The organism is Acinetobacter sp. S54, assembly GCF_016624945.1.
GTDB lineage: Bacteria > Pseudomonadota > Gammaproteobacteria > Pseudomonadales > Moraxellaceae > Acinetobacter.
This window is the reverse complement of the sequence record NZ_JACVUI010000014.1, coordinates 13,208-30,624: the sequence shown is the minus strand read 5'-3', so window position 1 is coordinate 30,624 and position 17,417 is coordinate 13,208. Positions and strand designations below refer to the sequence as shown.

The 17,417-nt window shown below is 38.9% G+C and carries 19 protein-coding genes; 9 read left to right on the top strand and 10 right to left on the bottom strand.

Annotation, left to right across the window (positions count from 1 at the left end):
* Positions 1-47: 47 nt before the first annotated feature.
* A complete protein-coding gene (serA, locus tag IAE20_RS14600; protein WP_200461513.1) occupies positions 48-1,280 on the bottom strand; it encodes a phosphoglycerate dehydrogenase in 1,233 nt (410 codons plus the stop codon).
* Between the two features lie 97 nt (positions 1,281-1,377).
* Here serA and IAE20_RS14595 point away from each other — a divergent pair, with 97 nt between their 5' ends.
* The 4 genes from IAE20_RS14595 to IAE20_RS14580 all read left to right on the top strand — a co-directional run bounded on the left by IAE20_RS14595 (position 1,378) and on the right by IAE20_RS14580 (position 4,382).
* Positions 1,378-1,527: a hypothetical protein gene (locus tag IAE20_RS14595; RefSeq protein WP_200461512.1), complete on the top strand. Its 150-nt coding sequence runs from the start codon at positions 1,378-1,380 to the stop codon at positions 1,525-1,527.
* Between the two features lie 120 nt (positions 1,528-1,647).
* Positions 1,648-3,057 carry an FAD-binding oxidoreductase gene (locus IAE20_RS14590; RefSeq protein ID WP_200482641.1) on the top strand — a complete coding sequence of 470 codons (1,410 nt, stop codon included), beginning with the start codon at positions 1,648-1,650 and terminating at the stop codon, positions 3,055-3,057.
* Positions 3,058-3,157: 100 nt separating this feature from the next.
* A complete protein-coding gene (locus IAE20_RS14585; RefSeq protein WP_200482667.1) occupies positions 3,158-3,526 on the top strand; it encodes a hypothetical protein in 369 nt (122 codons plus the stop codon).
* 91 nt (positions 3,527-3,617) lie between these two features.
* On the top strand, positions 3,618-4,382 hold the full coding sequence (locus IAE20_RS14580) for a DNA polymerase beta superfamily protein (protein ID WP_200482640.1): 765 nt from the start codon (positions 3,618-3,620) through the stop codon (positions 4,380-4,382).
* A gap of 30 nt (positions 4,383-4,412) precedes the next feature.
* Here IAE20_RS14580 and IAE20_RS14575 read toward each other — a convergent pair whose 3' ends face one another.
* Together IAE20_RS14575 and IAE20_RS14570 are read right to left on the bottom strand one after the other, a co-directional pair.
* Complete coding sequence (locus IAE20_RS14575; protein ID WP_200482639.1) at positions 4,413-4,727, bottom strand: putative quinol monooxygenase; 315 nt, start codon at positions 4,725-4,727, stop codon at positions 4,413-4,415.
* A gap of 13 nt (positions 4,728-4,740) precedes the next feature.
* Positions 4,741-5,331, bottom strand: a complete 591-nt coding sequence (locus IAE20_RS14570) for an NAD(P)H-dependent oxidoreductase (RefSeq protein ID WP_200482638.1) — start codon at positions 5,329-5,331, stop codon at positions 4,741-4,743.
* A 509-nt stretch (positions 5,332-5,840) separates the two neighbouring features.
* Between IAE20_RS14570 and IAE20_RS14565 the strand changes: the two genes are divergently transcribed.
* Entirely contained in the window at positions 5,841-7,070 is a 1,230-nt protein-coding gene (locus IAE20_RS14565) for an MFS transporter (RefSeq protein ID WP_200482637.1), read from the top strand.
* Between the two features lie 29 nt (positions 7,071-7,099).
* Here the strand turns inward: IAE20_RS14565 and IAE20_RS14560 are convergent, their stop codons facing one another.
* The 5 genes from IAE20_RS14560 to IAE20_RS14540 all read right to left on the bottom strand — a co-directional run bounded on the left by IAE20_RS14560 (position 7,100) and on the right by IAE20_RS14540 (position 12,547).
* Positions 7,100-7,399 (bottom strand): DUF3817 domain-containing protein, encoded by a 300-nt coding sequence (locus IAE20_RS14560; protein ID WP_200482636.1) that lies wholly within the window; start codon positions 7,397-7,399, stop codon positions 7,100-7,102.
* Between the two features lie 70 nt (positions 7,400-7,469).
* A complete protein-coding gene (yccS, locus tag IAE20_RS14555; RefSeq protein ID WP_200482635.1) occupies positions 7,470-9,620 on the bottom strand; it encodes a YccS family putative transporter in 2,151 nt (716 codons plus the stop codon).
* A 122-nt stretch (positions 9,621-9,742) separates the two neighbouring features.
* Positions 9,743-10,354, bottom strand: a complete 612-nt coding sequence (locus IAE20_RS14550; RefSeq protein WP_200482634.1) for an NAD(P)-dependent oxidoreductase — start codon at positions 10,352-10,354, stop codon at positions 9,743-9,745.
* A gap of 302 nt (positions 10,355-10,656) precedes the next feature.
* A complete protein-coding gene (locus tag IAE20_RS14545; protein WP_200482633.1) occupies positions 10,657-11,766 on the bottom strand; it encodes an AI-2E family transporter in 1,110 nt (369 codons plus the stop codon).
* Positions 11,767-11,902: 136 nt separating this feature from the next.
* Positions 11,903-12,547 carry a ParA family protein gene (locus IAE20_RS14540; protein ID WP_200482632.1) on the bottom strand — a complete coding sequence of 215 codons (645 nt, stop codon included), beginning with the start codon at positions 12,545-12,547 and terminating at the stop codon, positions 11,903-11,905.
* A gap of 122 nt (positions 12,548-12,669) precedes the next feature.
* On the opposite strand from IAE20_RS14540, the gene IAE20_RS14535 reads away from it, so the two are divergent.
* Entirely contained in the window at positions 12,670-13,137 is a 468-nt protein-coding gene (locus IAE20_RS14535; RefSeq protein WP_200482631.1) for a Holliday junction resolvase-like protein, read from the top strand.
* A gap of 199 nt (positions 13,138-13,336) precedes the next feature.
* Positions 13,337-13,870: a hypothetical protein gene (locus IAE20_RS14530; protein WP_413784503.1), complete on the top strand. Its 534-nt coding sequence runs from the start codon at positions 13,337-13,339 to the stop codon at positions 13,868-13,870.
* A 74-nt stretch (positions 13,871-13,944) separates the two neighbouring features.
* Here IAE20_RS14530 and IAE20_RS14525 read toward each other — a convergent pair whose 3' ends face one another.
* On the bottom strand, positions 13,945-14,511 hold the full coding sequence (locus IAE20_RS14525; RefSeq protein WP_200461498.1) for a hypothetical protein: 567 nt from the start codon (positions 14,509-14,511) through the stop codon (positions 13,945-13,947).
* 29 nt (positions 14,512-14,540) lie between these two features.
* The gene (locus IAE20_RS14520) at positions 14,541-15,311 is read right to left on the bottom strand and encodes a class I SAM-dependent methyltransferase (protein WP_200482630.1); all 771 of its coding nucleotides are present in this window, start codon (positions 15,309-15,311) and stop codon (positions 14,541-14,543) included.
* Positions 15,312-15,514: 203 nt separating this feature from the next.
* On the opposite strand from IAE20_RS14520, the gene IAE20_RS14515 reads away from it, so the two are divergent.
* A complete protein-coding gene (locus IAE20_RS14515) occupies positions 15,515-16,363 on the top strand; it encodes an aldo/keto reductase (RefSeq protein ID WP_200482629.1) in 849 nt (282 codons plus the stop codon).
* A gap of 127 nt (positions 16,364-16,490) precedes the next feature.
* On the top strand, positions 16,491-17,396 hold the full coding sequence (locus IAE20_RS14510) for a siderophore-interacting protein (RefSeq protein ID WP_227611102.1): 906 nt from the start codon (positions 16,491-16,493) through the stop codon (positions 17,394-17,396).
* The last annotated feature ends 21 nt before the right edge of the window (positions 17,397-17,417 follow it).

Here is a 17,417-nt window from a genome sequence, read left to right as displayed (position 1 = left end):
TATAAAAAAGCCACAGGCAATGCTGTGGCCTTTTATCAAGGATTTGATTAGAACAGGATACGAACGCGGATAGTCCCTTCGACTTCACTCAACATATCTAATGCTTCCTGAGATGCCGATGCATCTACATCCATCACAAGATAGCCAATATCACCTTTGGTCATTAAACTTTGGCCAGAGATGTTAATGCCTTGCTCTGCAAACAGATTATTGATTTTAGATAAAACACCCGGAATATTCTTGTGAATATGCAATAGGCGATGTTTACCTTCGGTCAATGGTAATGCAATTTCTGGGAAATTCACCGCAGAAAGAGTCATACCTTTATCAGAATACGCTACAAATTTTTCAGCAACTTCAAGACCAATATTGGCTTGCGCTTCCATAGTCGAACCGCCCACATGTGGAGTGAGGATTACGTTTGGAATGTTACGCAATGGAGAAACAAATTCTTCACCATTGGCTTTAGGTTCTTTCGGAAATACGTCAACCGCCGCACCTGCAAGATGACCAGATTTCAAAGAATCTGCCAGATCTTCAATCACGACACATGTACCACGTGCAGCGTTTAGGAAGATTGCGCCTTCTTTCATTTTTGCAAACTGTTCTTTTTTGAAAAAGTTACGAGTAGAAGGCACATCTGGAACGTGTAAAGTGACTACATCAGCAGTCGCTAAAAGTTCATCTAGTGAGCCAACCTGACGCGCATTACCTAATGGTAGCTTTGTGACAGCATCAAAATAAATGACTTTCATACCTAGGCTTTCTGCCAATACAGAAAGTTGGGAACCAATAGAACCGTAACCGACAATACCTAAAGTCTTACCACGAGTTTCAAAAGAACCCACAGCAGATTTATTCCATCCACCTGCATGTGTATCTGTTGATTTCTCTGGCACACGACGCAACAACAAAATTGTTTCAGCAAGTACCAACTCTGCAACGGAGCGCGTATTTGAATACGGGGCGTTGAAAACTGGGATCCCACGTGACATCGCTGCTTTTAAATCAACCTGATTTGTTCCGATACAGAAACAGCCGACCGCAATCAATTTATTCGCGGCTTCAAATACTTCTTCAGTTAATTGAGTACGCGAACGAATACCAATAAAGTGTGCATCTTTGACAGCTTCTTTCAAAGCTTCGCCTTCAAGTGCAGTTTTATGGTAGTCGATATTGGTGTAACCCGCTGCATTTAAGGTATCGATGGCATTTTGGTGAACGCCTTCTAACAATAAGAAACGAATTTTATCTTTAGGTAGTGATAGATGTTGGCTCATTACGGCTCCGCTACAAAGGCCAAATTTAGTCGCGAAATTATATCACAAGTCATGCCAGTTGTTTATGCGTTATAAATAGACGATATGGACTCAATAGGTGAATAAATTTCAGTTTATTGACAATCTCATTCAAGCTGTGTTTAGCGTTGAGAGGAATATTGGCGGTTTGGCTGTGGATTCAACACATTTTGTAGCGACTGCATTTTTAAGCGATGCTTTATCCAGCCCGTGCTTACATGTAAAATAAACGCTGATTTTTGGTAGAATCTAAAAAGCTTTTAGAAATTTGCAAGACGTGCAATTGATTTTAATAGCATTCCCAAATTTCCTAAACCCACCTGTTTATTTCTTGCTAGGCCTGTAAACGATGAATGCTCCAGTCGCTTTAACACCTGAGTTACTTACCCAATTAACTGCAATCGTCGGTGAAAACCGTATAAAAACCGATGCGGATAGTCTCGAAAATTGGGGACGCGATCATACCAAGCATTTTGATCCACACCCATCAGTCATCGTTTTTCCATCGACTACTGAGCAAGTTCAAGCCATCGTAAAATTGGCCAATCAGTTTAATGTTGCTATTACACCATCAGGTGGACGCACAGGATTATCCGCAGGTGCAGTTGCGACCAATGGTGAAATTGTCGTAAGTATGGACAAGATGAACCAGATTCTGGAATTTTTCCCAGCAGATCGTATGGTACGTGTGCAAGCAGGTGTGGTGACTGAGCAATTGCAGAATTATGCTGAAGAACAGGGGATGTATTATCCAGTTGATTTTGCATCAGCAGGTTCGAGCCAGATAGGGGGGAATATTGGCACCAATGCCGGCGGTATTAAAGTCATAAAATACGGCATGACTCGCAATTGGGTGTTAGGTCTGACGGTGGTTACAGGCAAAGGTGACATTTTACGCTTAAATAAAGGCATGGTTAAAAATGCCACAGGCTATGCACTACAACATCTATTTATTGGTGGTGAGGGAACGTTAGGTTTAGTGACTGAAGCTGAAATTAAACTGGAACGACAACCACAAAACTTACAAGTTCTAGTTTTGGGGGTGCTTGATTTCGATGCTGTCATGCCAGTACTACACGCTTTCCAGAAAGAAATTGACCTGACTGCATTTGAGTTCTTTGGTGAACTTGCGATGCAAAAAGTGCTGGATCGTGGCCATGTCCAACGCCCATTTGAAACCCAATGTCCATTTTATGTATTGCTTGAATTTGAAGCGCCATATGAACCGATTATGGATAAAGCTATGCAGATCTTTGAACATTGCATGGAACAAGGCTGGGTACTTGATGGTGTGATGAGTCAAAGTCTGGATCAGGTTGAAAGCTTGTGGCGTTTACGTGAAGACATTTCTGAATCAATTGCGCCGTTTATCCCTTACAAAAATGATATTTCAGTATTGATTACACATGTTCCTGCATTTATTAAAGAAATTGATGCAATTGTACAGGATAATTATCCTGACTTTGAAATCTGCTGGTTTGGTCATATCGGTGACGGTAACTTGCATTTAAATATTTTAAAACCTGAAAATTTAAGCAAAGCCGAATTCTTTGCTAAATGCCAGATTGTTAATAAATATGTGTTCGATACTGTGAAAAAATATGATGGTTCAATCTCTGCTGAACATGGCGTAGGTATGACCAAAAAACCATATTTAAACTATTCGCGTTCACCAGAAGAAATTGAATATATGAAGGCTTTGAAATTGGTATTTGATCCAAATGCGATTATGAATCCGGGTAAATTATTTGATTTATAAGGTCAGCATTTTCTAGAAGCTACATAGTTTCTACAGTGTAATTGGCATTGGCGTAGCATCATAAAGCTACGCCTTTTGATTGATTAGATGTGTGAAAAAGATGTTACGTTTACTTGCGATTTCAGGATTATGTTTGGGATTGATGATGGGTTGTGCGACTACAACAAAACTCATGTCATTCGGTGGCGGAGAAAGCCCAATGCAACAGGTTTTAAAAGCACAACCTGAGATTACTAAAGAACATCAGAATGCGTCGATTCAACAAGTATTTAATCGTGTTGAATCGCCAACTGTTTCCAGAATTACTGTAATTCAAACAGGTTTGATGGATGATTCGGTGTCCGCGATCAAGACTGAATATCTATTTAAGTTAGATGATAAAAAGTGGCAGTTGCAAAACAAACAGCAAAGTTATCAATGTGCTAGAGGGAAGAATACGCGAGGTTTTCAGAAACAGATGTGTTCTTAATGGATTAGGCTTTATTACTTGAATAAATAGAAAAATTTAGGTAAAAAGTGTATCGAAAGATGCGCTTTTTTATTATGAGAAATTTATAACAATGAATATTGATCATGAAATCGAAAAATTATTTCAACAGCGCCAAGACATTCCATTATTTTATATTGAAAGTGGTAGTCGCTTATGGGGCATGGCAAGTCCTGATAGTGACTATGATGTTCGTGGCTTTCATTTAGCCAGTAAAAATCAATATTTTGACTATAAAAAGTATCGTGATCTGATCGAAATCATGGATGGCGATTTTGATTTTGTATCTTATGACTTGGATAAAATGTTTGGACTACTCGCAAAAAGTAACCCAACGGTTCTGGAGTGGGTGAGAGCACATATTGTTTATTTTAATGCATTTCCAGAATGGCAGACTTTTCGTGAAGGATTGCTTGAGCGAATTGAGTATAGTGCCTTGTATCACCATTATTTATCATTGGCAAAAGGCGGCATGAAAGTAATGCAAACTGCAGATAATTTTACTTATAAGAAGGTATTTTATTCAATTCGTGGATTGATGTCAGCAGAGTTAGCGACCCAACAGCAACTGCCTGAATTGCTTATTACTGATTTGTTTGCACAAGTAGATTCAAATGATCCGTTACGTCATTGGGCTGAGAACTATCTGGAAATTAAAAAGCGGCAAAAAGAAAAGGCACAACTGCCTGAAACAGAACAAGCCGCGATACTTCGGTTACTGGAAACAAAGATTGAACAGTTGACAGCAAAATCAATGCAAAAGGCGGATCATCATGCAGGTTTGGACGCATATTTAACAGAATATAGTCGTCATCTAAAACAGCATTATTATCAGTAGAAGCTTACGTCTATTGATATTTTTTAGCAGTTAGATTCCACGCTCTAAAATACGAATGTTCACATCTGCCACATGATCTTTAATTAGATTGAAATGCTGCCGCATGTGTTCTGTTTGCATATGTGCTTCTAGGTGTTTCGTACTCTTCCATTTTTCCAGCATCATAATCGAATTGTCATCTTGCACTTGCATGTTAATTGCAGGAAGATGATCAACCAAAGTTTCATAACCCTGACAGCCATCTTCTGCCAACACTGTTGGAATGATTTTTTGAAAGGCATCTAGCACCGCTTGACGATGCTCAGAACCTGCATGAGTATGGATTTCTGCAATAATTGTCAGCATATTATTCTCTTTCTCAATCTTCAGTTTTAAAAAATTGATCTAAATGGGCTTTATACGCGTCCAGATAGCTCGGCACGTTTGGCATTTTAATCACATCATTGACGATAAAAGTGGGGAGTGAGTCCATTCCCAAAAATTGGTTTGCCTTATGAAAAGGAAGATAAACTCCATCTACGCCGACGCCGTGAAAAAATTGATCAGGATCATTAAAGGCTTCAATTGGAGCATTCCATGTCAACGACAACATATATTTTTTTCCTTGAATCAATCCACCCGAACCATATTTTTTAGAATCATCCGAACGGCTACGTCCATCACTGGCATACAGTACGCCATGGCCGATGGTAAATACGTCATCAATATATTTTTTCATGGTCCAGGGTGCGCCCATCCACCAACCCGGCATTTGATAGATCACCACATCTGCCCAGACATACTTCTCAATTTCAGTTTGGATATCATAATCACTGTCCGCTCGCGTCACTTTGACATCATGACCTAACTGGGTTAAATGACTCTGTGCCAGATTTGTCAAAGTATCATTTAATTGTCCATTGGAATGTGCAAACGCTTTTGCACCGTTTACGATGAAAATATGACTCACGGGAATACCTAATTTTTAAAATGAATGAGGATGACTATAGGGTGTTTATTGTTTTTAAAAAATGCATTAATATGCAAAATATTATTGCTTAAAAGTCAATAATAAAAAGGCATAAGTCATCCTTGTGTTTGTTTTTTAACTCAAACTGTGGATAACTTCGTGTTTAACCACAGTTATATAGAGCATAATTGGGGGCGAAGTATTAAAAAAATATGAATGAAATAATAGTGTTATCTCTTATTTAACACTTTAATATCGACGCTTAAAATAAAAAATGCTATGTTGACGCCAGATTTTTTCATAAATCATGGTAATGTGCATTTACCAAATCTCACGTTGTTATTTTCTCCTCAAAATTTAGACACTTTGTGAATACAGTGTTTTATTGCTGAGTGTTCAGCACATTAAAAATCCAACTTTTTAAAACTCAGTGTTTGTCATTGGGCTGGCGTATATTGATCAAAAATAATGTTCAGCATTAAACAGACATCTTGAATAAGTAGATCAAAATGCAAGATATGCAAACGACAACATTAAATCGTAAGACCTTAATGTTTCCGCTGGCTTTAGTTCTGTTTGAACTTGCGGTTTATATTGGCAATGATTTAATTCAGCCAGCAATGCTGGCCATTACACAGGATTTTGGTGTCAGTTCTACATGGGTACCATCGTCTATGTCTTTTTATTTGTTGGGTGGTGCAAGCGTGGCTTGGTTGCTCGGCCCACTTTCGGATCGTTTAGGGCGTAAAAAAGTTTTACTGAGTGGTGCGTTATTTTTTGGTATTTGCTGTCTGCTGATTTTATTAACGCAGAATATGGCGCAATTTCTAAGCTTGCGCTTTTTACAAGGAATTGGACTGACGGTGATTGCGGCGGTCGGGTATGCCGCAATTCAGGAAAGCTTTGAAGAACGCGATGCCATTAAAGTCATGGCGTTAATGGCTAATATTTCCTTACTTGCACCGTTGCTTGGGCCTGTGCTAGGTGCATTCATGATTGATTATGTATCATGGCACTGGGGTTTTGTTGCGATTGCGGTGTTGGCATTTATTAGCTGGTTTGGGCTAAAAGCAAAAATGCCGAGTCAGCAGCAGAGTGTGACTCGTCAACCCTTTATTTATCTATTTGATGATTTTAAAAAAATCTACACTGATAAAAAGTTTCTAGGTCTCACACTGGCCTTACCTTTGGTGAGCTTACCTCTGATGCTATGGATTGCTTTGTCACCTGTGATGTTAGTCGAAGAACTCAAGTTTAGTAGTGTGCAATATGGTTTGGCGCAGTTTCCGGTATTTATCGGGCTGATTCTGGGAAATATAGTGTTGATTAAAATTATTGACCGTTATCCTTTAGGAAAAACCATTTTAATGGGTTTGCCAATTATGTTATTAGGCACGCTTATTTTAGTCATTGGTGCAATTTGGCAACAGTATTTGGTGCTCTGTCTATTAGTTGGCATGACGTTGATTAGTTTTGGTGAGGGTATCAGTTTTTCAGTAATGTATCGATTTGCCTTGATGTCATCTGAAATTAGTAAAGGAACAGTGGCTGCAGCAGTATCTATGTTATTGATGCTGAGCTTTTTTATGATGATTGAAATGGTGCGTGAGCTCTATGTACATTTTCATATCATGGCATTTAGTTTGGCATGTTTAGTTTTGATTGTTATGTGGTTTGTCAAACCCAAACAGATATTGATAGATGTGATGCAACAGCGCCATCAGGAAGGACAGTTTTAAAAAAGGCGAATCCACGGATTCGCCTTTTTTTATGCATCGGAAACAGGAGGGCTATAGCGTTTTAATTTATGATCAAAAACAAAAGGGCCAAAGGGTAAGATAGAAGCAATAAAGCCGAGAATAAACATATGAACCGACCATTTCATACGCTGGCATACCACCAATAAGACCAATAGAAATAAAATAAATAACAGGCCATGTCCCATACCGACATATTTGACCCAAAGCGGATTATCCCAAATATATTTGAGTGGCATCGCAATAAAGAGGAGCAATAAAAAAGATAGGCCTTCTAAGAATCCAACAATGCGTAAAGTGTTTACGTTCATACGTTGCTCTAAAATATAAACAAAATCCGAGTGTAGCCCAGATCGATCTAAAGCTAAACAAAAACGGAATTTATTTAATTTCTAGAGTGAGTAGTTTATTTTGCAACATCAATAATTCAGGTAAAGTTTCAAGCAATAAACTGATTTGTTTTAAAATTAGCATCAGGTAATCCGACGTCGAATTCTGTTCAGAAAGGTGCTGAATTTCTGATAACTTGCGCTCTATTTCTTGAGTAGGAAGTATTTTTTGTTCCAATAAAGTCTGTTGCAGTGTTTGAGTGCACCAAATTAGTAAATCCATAACGTCCTGATCATCGATTTTTTCACGGTGGCTCCCTAATGCTGAGATATAACTGAGTTGACTATGGCTGTAAACCAAATATCGAAACGCAGAATGAATCAATTCCTGATTCGGGTGCGGCTCAGCACTTAAGCTGGAAATCATGCTGGAGAGTTCAGTCTGTGCATTATGTGCCAACCGTCTTGCCGTGCGATATTCAACACTATTGGTACAGCCAAATTGATATTGATCCAGTACCGCTTTTAAGTAAGTCATACTGGCATGACTACTTTTTTTAATATTGTTAGAAATATTGCGAAAGTTCCAGTCGGGCCAGATAAAACTCACGGCAAACCATGCGATGGCACAGCCAATGAGAGTATCCATAATTCGGGGAGCGATAATACTGTAACCAAATCCTTTTAAATTAAAAATTAGTAAAACCATCAAGGTTGCCATAGACGTCGCAAGAGCATATTTCTTTTGACGCAGATAGAAAAAGTACACGCCACAAATGATCGTAATGATCAGTTGGCCTTCGACACTGGGCACAAAATATAAAATCGGCAGCCCTAAAATCACACCAAGTAATGTGCCTAACGTTCGTAGTTTTAAACGACTTTTGGTCGCAAAGTATGTCACCTGACAGACAAATAAACTGGTTAGAACAATCCAATAACCATTTTGGGCAAATGGTAAAAGTGAAACCAGTGAGCCTGCTGCAAAGACAAAAGCAATACGCGTTGCATGGCGAAATAGGGCAGACTTTGGCGTTAAATGTTGTTTGAATTTAAGCCATAAATCTTTAAAGCCATGAATGTCATCATCCAGTAGATTTAAATTATCGACATGTTGTTCAAAACGATAAGCATAGGTAAATTGCACATTTTGTAAGTGACTCAGTTGATCGTGCAAATCTTTCAAATTTTTTACAATCAATTGCAGATTTTTGACTTCGGTATTATGGGGATGATCCTGAATCCAGTCCTGTAGGGAAAGCTCCAGATTTTGTAACGCATGCGTCGGATCAAGACTGGGCGTAAATGCTTCATTACCTAAGATACATTCAGATAATTGCTGACAGGAAAGTGCCAATAACCGAATATTCTTTTGGAACCGAAAGATGAGATCACTACGACTAAAGTTTTGCTGGATCTGTTCATAATGTAAATAATTGGCACTCACCTTTTCGTGAATATCTTGCGCTACAAAATATAAATGTAGCCAATAAATACTATTTTTATTGACTCGTGATGCTTTGAGTCGTGTTAATAAGGATGCTTTACTAATATTTAAATAATGAACCACTTGCGCATGTTCAGTTGAGAGTTCGAATAATAATGGCTCAACATTATCTTTATTATCTGGGTCAAATAAGCGGGCTTTAGTCATGAGTACATCAGATAAATGACTAAATACTTGTGAAAGATTGTCTTGAACGGGAAGCGTCGGTTTTATGAGAAAAAAGACAATTGAGGTGAAACCATACCACACTACGCCGTAAACAAAATAAATTGGCTGTTGATACCAATGCTGATATTCACCTAAACCAAAAAGGCTATATACCGAAAGTAAAATAGTGCCAAACGAAATGGTCGCATAACGTTGACCCAGTGAACCCAGTAAAATCAGAAAACCACTAGAGAGGGATAAATATAAAATTAGTAAAAATTTATAAGGGGCTAAAAACTCTAAAATGCTACTGACAGCAAAAAATAAGGCGGCAACATAAAATAAATTTCTAAGCCGAATACTCAAACGATCATCAAAGTCCGTCAATGCTGTTGCAATCGCCCCCAATGTAACAGGTACGATCAGCTCATTATGTCCGAGCCAGCGCAATCCCAATGTGGTGCCAGTGAGAACAATCAATATTTGAAAGCAATAAACCAGCGTCGCATTAAAATTGTAATGCTTTAAAAAACGGATGAGACCATTCATGAATTGTGGGTAGTTCATTTATATTTTTGTTGAGGTTGGGCTTTTTTTAAAACACTGTCAATCCCGATCCAATAAAAAGGAAGCGAATCCTTCGCTTCCTTTAAAAAACACGTTGTATGATCTTAATAACCGACTGTAAAACGCTGTTGGATATGATTGTTTTGCTCAAGCTCATCAGCCAAGGCAACTGCAAAATCTTCGGCTGAAATTTTACTTCCTTCATCACCTACCAACAGCTCATCCTTGCCTAAGCGAAATTCACCTGTACGTTTGCCTGGACCAAACTCGGCAGAAGGTGAAATGAAAGTCCAGTCGAGATCATTTACTTCTTTGAGTTTATCCAAAAAAGTGGCGGCTGCTTCTGCTTCTGGTTTATATGCCTCAGGAAAATCAGGGGTATCTAAAACGCGAATATTTTGATGGGGTGCATTTAAACTTCCTGCTCCACCCACGACTAAATAACGTTTTACTTTGGAGTCACGCACCGCTTGAATCAGTGCATGAGCATCTAGACCCTGAAAACGAACTGCACTTATGACGGCATCTTGTCCTTTTAAAGCGTCTACTAAACCCTCATGATCATTTAAATCGACATTAACTGCCATCACCCGCTCAGTATCTGCCACTTTATGCGTGTCTCGTGCAATAGCTTTGACATAATGACCACGTGAAACCAATTCTTCCAAAATACGTGAACCTGCCATACCCGTTGCACCAATTAAAGCGATTTTCATTGTAAGCCTCTTTGTTTCTTGTAAAAATTTAACTTAGGTTTGAATTACAGTGATTCTTATCATGCCAGTCTGGCTTGTAAGTTACGTTCGTTTTATGTCCATACCATGTAACAATCATACTTAAGTAATTAAATATAAATAAGAAACTTGAATTTCATAAAGATTTTTGAAAATGAAAAAATAGAGCAAAAGCAAATATCTTTGCAAAAAATGGAAGTGCATATTCAGATAAGCTCAGTATTAATGTGACTCATTATGGAGCCTCTAAAATCCTGAGCCTGTAGGTTTAACATATTTCAAAATTAAATTTTGGGATCATCCAGATCATCATAAATCATAGTGGTTTTCGGCATAGGTTCAGGTTCAATATTTTCATGTAACCATTCACGCCAGATTGCAAGTAGAATTGCCAAAATCACAGGGCCAATAAATAAACCGATTAGACCAAAACTTGCTAAACCACCAAGTACGCCAAACATAATAAGCAGGAATGGGATCTTGGTTGCGCCAGAAATCACCAAAGGACGAATCACATTGTCAGAGGTGCTGACGATACAGACCCCCCACAGCATAACCCCAATGGCTCCCATCATGTGATCCTGAGAAAATAACCAAAGTGCGACCGATGTATATGCAACAGGTGTCCCAAAAGGAATCAGAGCTAATAAAAAGGTAACAATAGTCAATACCATCGGATTGGGAACACCCGCTATAAAGTAACTTAAACCGGCCAAAATTGCCTGTGCTACTGCGGTTAAACCGACTCCATATACAACCGCACGAGTGGTTTCAGAAATGGTGTCCATATAATGATGGACACGTGGACCAATGACCATTTCCATGGCTTTTTTAACCTGATTTAAAATGGTCGGCCCATCACGATAGAAGAAATACAGGGATAACAATGCAAAACCTAGTTTGACTAGATTTCGACTGATCTCACTTAATACAAAACGTCCATAACCCATATGCCCCTGAATCCACGCGGCTACATTCTGAGTAATACTATTGGGGTCATTATTAATATCATTTAAAATTCGTGAAATTTCCTTACCTATAATTGGAAGTTCACGAATAAAATCCGGGGCATCCAGATGTCCTGAGAAAATCTGTTTTTGCAGTTCAAAAAACAGATTGCGCCCCTCATGTTGTAACATAAAGACGCCAAAGGTTAGCGGTACACCAATGACCAGAATGATTAGTAAAATCATGATAGAGGCGTTGAGATTGGGACGCTGAGCGCCACAGAGCCGTTGTACTGATTGATAAATTGGCCAAGTCATATACGCAATAATGGCTGCCCAAACTACAGGAACAATAAAGTATTTCAGGATATTAAATCCCAAAAAAAGCAGGATAATGAGTAATCCGAACAGTAAAGCTCGTTGTAGCGTAGGCGCGTATTGTTGCACTGAACTCTCTATCTGTTAAATATTAGGCAAATCATCTTAACTGAAAAAAAACCATCCGAAAATAAATGTTGAGTTTCATTACGTTGTAAAAATGAATGCAAAAAAAATCTGGAGGTTTTAAGCGTTCAGCAGAGATCTAAAACCATTCAGCAGGATCCTCAATTAAAGTATCAAGCAATGGCTGCCACTGCGACTGTAATAACAGAAAATTCTTTTGAGAGCGGTCAAAAATACTTAAGCCCTGCATGGCTAGTTGACCATAAGCACTACGTTCAGAAATCGCAGCCACAGGCTGTTGTTCAATTTTTTCAAAAAACTGCTGAATATCTTTACTGCTCGACGTATTAGCTTTCATGCGGTTGGCAACTAAATGAATTCCCACTTTACCTTTACGAATCCGTTTAATGTCCTGTAAATGTTTTAAAAAACGCTTGGTACTGTCAATATCAAAAAAAGAAGGTTGTAATGGAGTGACAATCGCATGTGCTTCACTAATCAGTTGTTCAGCATGTTCACCCGATAATGCACCAGGTGCATCAATAATCAGATAATCAATATTTTTGGGCGCCTCGCCAATCGATTTTTCGTGTCGCCAATCCAGACTCTGAATGATTGCTGCCGTTTTTGGGCGTTGTTTCAGCCACTGTAAAGCAGATTTCTGATTATCTGCATCCGCCAATGCAACTTTATATCCTTTCTGAGCCAATGCTGAAGCCAATGTGATCGCTGTAATGGTTTTACCGCATCCGCCTTTTTGGTTTGCTATAAGTATCGTTTTCATGCTCGAGATATATTCTTGATTTACTCAATTAGATTAGCATCTTTTTAACACCGAAAGGTTACACATGACAAAAGTCTTAAGCTTATTTAAAGTGTTAAGCAAAATCGGTAGCAGGTAAGTTCATGTCCATCTGGATGGCAATGTTAATTGGGGCGTGTATTGGTGTGGTGGTTACCACACTGATTCTTTCAAATACACGAAATGGGCGAATTCGAGCGGAATATGAACAGTATATTGCTGAACTGCAACTTGAGCATCAACAAGCTTTGGCACAGGCACAAAAACGCAGTGTGAATACGAGTCGCGCTGTATTAAAAGGCAAAATGGCAGAACAACTTGCACCGATAATGCCAGAATTTCGTTATCTTCCGAGTGACGCTAAATTCCTAGGCGATCCAGTAGATTATGTGGTGTTTGATGGTTATACCGATTTCCGGGATGGCGAGGGATTAGCCGAAGATATCGAGGTTATTTTAATTGATATTAAAAGTGGTGGAGCAAGACTGACCAAAGGGCAACAAGCGATTGCACAGGCCGTGCAAGAAGGTCGAGTCCGTTTTGAAACGCTTAGGATTGATTTTGAAGATTGAACATTTATTACTGCATCTTGCAACATGACTGATCAATTGGGAAGGCAACCATCCAGACAAAAAGTGACGAAAAATCTATTTATTGTTACTTAATTTTCCTTCTTTTTATTCATATTAGATTTAACATAAAAGTCAAAAGATTAATCGTATTTAACTAGGAAGAGGAGTCAATATGCTCAAGCATCTATGTCTGGGGGTGATGGTTGCATTGTGTATTGGGCAAGTCAGCGCTTCCACTTCCAGCGACTATAATATTGCAAGAGGATTAGCGCCAGAGGTCAAAGGCCAATCTATTTCTGTACTTAAACCATTTAAAGGTGATTTTCGTATTTTGGGTTCTAAGCAATACCGTGATGATGAACAGGCAAAATTTTCGCCTATAGATTTTGCTGTGAGTTATGGCTTATTTGCTCACCCCAATATTGCATCGCAAATTAAAATTAATCAGTACGATCGTTATTTGAACTGGACTATGCAAACACTTCCAGTACCTCCCGATCAAGCTTTAAAGCTGGTCTCGAATATGCATATTATTCCTGCTAATCCGAATATTGCCAAACAGATTACCCAAGTGAAACGTGGCGATCTGGTCCGTTTAAAAGGTGAACTGGTTGAAGTCAAAGATAATAATCTGGTATGGACATCCTCTCTTTCTCCGGGTGGTGTCGGCGATGGAGCATGTGAAGTCTTTCGGGTGCAGTCCATCCAATGGATTGAACGGCAGAAAATTTAAATTTATTTTCAAAATTTTAGTTATACAGCGGCCAACTAGATTCCCTTTGAGTTTTACCGCTGTTTTTATATAATTTATGTTGGCTTCTGTTGATCTTTCCAGTGTTTTAACTGTTCCTGAGCATGTAAATAATCACTTAAATCTTGAACGCTAATGGCGGTTTTTTTCTGGTTTTGTGCATTTGCGGAGCTCGTTTGCTCATTGATTAACTTCCCCTGATTTTCCCAGTATTGATAAAGCAATCCCTGAATATAGCGCCCTTGTGCTGTTTTTAAGTCTAGCTCTTTCAGCATAGTGAGTGCTGACTGTATATGATCTAGTTTACGATTACGATCGAACTCTGATGTCAATGTTCCATCCTGTTGCATTTTTGCCAGTTCATTGTCCATATCATCAGTCATGGCAGTGAATTTTTCATCAAATTCATCTAACAGAGCAATATCATGCGTATCTTGTGCTGTTGCAGGGAACTCTTTTACAGGTGGTGTTTTTAACTGATCAACGTCTGCTTCATGTGAAGGGGGCTGCTGCTCAGTTTGAGCGGTTTGGGTGTGATCGTTTTTATTACATGCACTCAGTAATAGCGTACTACTTAAAACTAAGGCTAAAATCTGTAATGGTTTATTATTTTGGATGCTCATAGGGATTCCTTATTAAATGTGAATCAATATTAGATTTTTTTAAAATGATAAGCGTAGGTAATATACGGAAATTCAATTTCGTCCTGTGGCTGTTTACCCGTTAACTCGAATACGACCTGTTCAAATTGTTGCTTCAGTTCATATTGTTGATCTTCGGGCAGGGCAGCTACAAAACTTGTAGAAAGTAAGCGTTTGCTCACGACTTGTTCAACACTTCCTTTTTGGGTCTGTGAAAAAACGTTGACACTTTCAAGTCGGAATAAAAATTGATGTTCAAATACCTTTTTCCAATCACCACTGTGGTAACGGGGAGTATCTTGTTCTAGGGGTTCCAAAATATTTGCCAGAGCCTTGACCCAGTTAATTTCAATATCACGCTGATTCCAGACTAATCCCAAATGTCCTTCTTTTTTGAGAATTTGATGGATTTCATTGAGTGTTTCGATATTAGAAAACCAATGGAATGATTGTGCACATATGACCGCGTCAACGCTTTGGGGCGCAAGGGGAATTTCAGAGCTATAGGCGGCTAGCGTTTTAACATCAGGATGCACTTTACTAAATTGTTCTCGCATGGCCTGTACAGGTTCCACAGCGATAATATCTGAGGTTATCTGTTTTAGATAAGGAATAAATTTACCTGTACCCGCGCCTAAATCTACTACACGTGAACTTTGATCTAATCGCAACTCCTGCTTTAACCAGTTCACAATATCTTGCGGATAATCAGGACGAACTTGTTGATAGAGTTCAGCAGCCTGAGTAAATCCTTGTTGTGCAGCATGATGAATCGGTTTCATAAGATCGGGCTCAATAACAATGAATGATGTGTAAACCGTATATTTTTCTATTATGAACTGAGCTCGTATGCAAGTTGTTGAGAAAATAGCATTTCTCATACAATTCGACGAATTTTATAACATTTTTATATGGGGTTGTTGCTGAGTCCTCAGATTATGCATGTTAAAAAGAAAGATACGATCAATATAGAAAAGATTGAAAAATGACTAAACAGATGAAAATTCCTCTTATAAAACTACATGACGGACATCAGATCCCAGCGCTTGGCTTTGGTACTTATACTTTAAAAGGCAAAGCTGGCGTTGAAGTCATGCTACGTGCCTTAAATAATGGCTATCGTATGTTGGACTCCGCCTTTAACTATGAAAACGAAGGCGCTGTTGGCGAAGCCTTTCGCCAGTCGGGATTAGAGCGAAAAGAGGTATTTATTACTTCAAAACTTCCGGGTCGTCACCATGAATATAAAATGGCGGCTGAAACGCTTGAAGAATCTTTATATCGCATGCAGCTTGATTATTTGGATCTTTATCTCATTCACTGGCCTAATCCCAAACAGGGATTGTATGTCGAGGCATGGCAAGCGTTGATTGATGCACAAAAAAATGGGCTGATTAAATCGATAGGTGTAAGTAACTTTTTACCTGAGCACAATGATACTTTACAACGTGAAACAGGCATATTGCCTGTGATTAATCAAATTGAATTGCATCCCTATTTTAATCAAACGCAACAACGAGACTACGACCAATCGAAACAGATTTTGACAATGGCATGGAGTCCTTTGGGACGAGGCAGTGATGTCATGCAAAATCAGGTATTACAACACATAGCGCAAGAGTTGAATTATTCTGTACCTCAGGTGATTTTAAGATGGCAATATCAACTTGGCGTCATTCCAATACCAAAAGCCAGCAGTGATAAAAATCAGATAGCCAATCAAGAAATTTTTGAGTTTAGTTTGAGTGATGAGCAAGTCCAGCAAATCAATCAATTGACCCGTGCAGAGGGTCGACTTCGGAATCAGGATCCTGCTATTTATGAAGAATTTTAAATCACAGTAAGGTTCAAAAGAGGATGAAGTTTAAGTGGCAAGGGCGCCCCATAGAGCTGAATTATTGAAATTGATAATCATTATCAATAAATGCTATATTTAAACTATCTTCTATTATGAGAGTTTGATGATGAATCAGGCACAACCTTATTTGATTGTGAATATGCAATTGGCTCAAATTCAAAAACTATCTCCAACCATGACTCGGTTTACTTTTCAATCAGAAGAACTGGCTCAGATCGTGAGTTATGCGCCTGATCAGCGAGTTAAATTATTCTTTCCTGTCTCAGACCATTCAGCACAGACACACTGGATAGAAAATAGTCCTGACTGGTATCAATATTACCGTCAATTACCCGAACAAATTCGTCCTCCGATGCGTACTTATACAATTCGCTATTTACGTCCACAACAGAAACAGGTTGATATTGATTTTGCCATGCATGGTGCAACAGGCCCTGCATCTTCATGGGCGGAACAGGCCAAAGTAGGAGACCGAGTACAAATGGCTGCACCAAATGCGATTTGGCAAGGGGATCAAGCGGGATTTGAATGGCAACCGCCGCAGCAGGCAGATCAGATTTTACTTATGGCTGATGAAACAGCATTGCCCGCAGTTTCTGGAATCATCAATGAGTTAATTCAACAAAATACTCAGGCACACGTCAACGTGTATATCGAAATGCCTTCGGCTCTTGATCGAGTCACCTTCAATGAACATCCAAATATACAAATCCACTGGTTTAGTCGTGATGATGGCCAACAACCTGGTCGTAAATTGATCGAAACAGTTCATCAATTATTTCAACCGCAAAAACAACAACAAGTCGAATTGGATGACATTAATATTGATGAAGAAATTTTGTGGTTCACTAAAAATGAACAACAAGCACAGCAAACCTTTTATGCGTGGGTTGCAGCCGAGTCTGCGGCAGTTTTAGCGATACGCCGATTTTTAATTCAGGATTGCGGCATAGATAAAAACTGTCTGAATTTTATGGGATATTGGCGTAAGGGCAAAGTATTTGATTAATTTGGAAGGGTTCTAAAGCTC

What these genes read in the sequence shown, in the direction of transcription:
- IAE20_RS14515 (WP_200482629.1), top strand. Translation starts at nt 15,515, where the DNA reads ATGACTAAACAGATGAAAATTCCTCTTATAAAACTACATGACGGACAT.
- IAE20_RS14580 (WP_200482640.1), top strand. Translation starts at nt 3,618, where the DNA reads ATGAATATTGATCATGAAATCGAAAAATTATTTCAACAGCGCCAAGAC.
- IAE20_RS14525 (WP_200461498.1), bottom strand. Translation starts at nt 14,511, where the DNA reads ATGAGCATCCAAAATAATAAACCATTACAGATTTTAGCCTTAGTTTTA.
- IAE20_RS14535 (WP_200482631.1), top strand. Translation starts at nt 12,670, where the DNA reads ATGTCCATCTGGATGGCAATGTTAATTGGGGCGTGTATTGGTGTGGTG.
- IAE20_RS14550 (WP_200482634.1), bottom strand. Translation starts at nt 10,354, where the DNA reads ATGAAAATCGCTTTAATTGGTGCAACGGGTATGGCAGGTTCACGTATT.
- IAE20_RS14565 (WP_200482637.1), top strand. Translation starts at nt 5,841, where the DNA reads ATGCAAGATATGCAAACGACAACATTAAATCGTAAGACCTTAATGTTT.
- IAE20_RS14585 (WP_200482667.1), top strand. Translation starts at nt 3,158, where the DNA reads ATGTTACGTTTACTTGCGATTTCAGGATTATGTTTGGGATTGATGATG.
- IAE20_RS14590 (WP_200482641.1), top strand. Translation starts at nt 1,648, where the DNA reads ATGAATGCTCCAGTCGCTTTAACACCTGAGTTACTTACCCAATTAACT.
- IAE20_RS14510 (WP_227611102.1), top strand. Translation starts at nt 16,491, where the DNA reads ATGATGAATCAGGCACAACCTTATTTGATTGTGAATATGCAATTGGCT.
- IAE20_RS14560 (WP_200482636.1), bottom strand. Translation starts at nt 7,399, where the DNA reads ATGAACGTAAACACTTTACGCATTGTTGGATTCTTAGAAGGCCTATCT.
- serA (WP_200461513.1), bottom strand. Translation starts at nt 1,280, where the DNA reads ATGAGCCAACATCTATCACTACCTAAAGATAAAATTCGTTTCTTATTG.
- IAE20_RS14575 (WP_200482639.1), bottom strand. Translation starts at nt 4,727, where the DNA reads ATGCTGACAATTATTGCAGAAATCCATACTCATGCAGGTTCTGAGCAT.
- yccS (WP_200482635.1), bottom strand. Translation starts at nt 9,620, where the DNA reads ATGAATGGTCTCATCCGTTTTTTAAAGCATTACAATTTTAATGCGACG.
- IAE20_RS14530 (WP_413784503.1), top strand. Translation starts at nt 13,337, where the DNA reads ATGGTTGCATTGTGTATTGGGCAAGTCAGCGCTTCCACTTCCAGCGAC.
- IAE20_RS14520 (WP_200482630.1), bottom strand. Translation starts at nt 15,311, where the DNA reads ATGAAACCGATTCATCATGCTGCACAACAAGGATTTACTCAGGCTGCT.
- IAE20_RS14540 (WP_200482632.1), bottom strand. Translation starts at nt 12,547, where the DNA reads ATGAAAACGATACTTATAGCAAACCAAAAAGGCGGATGCGGTAAAACC.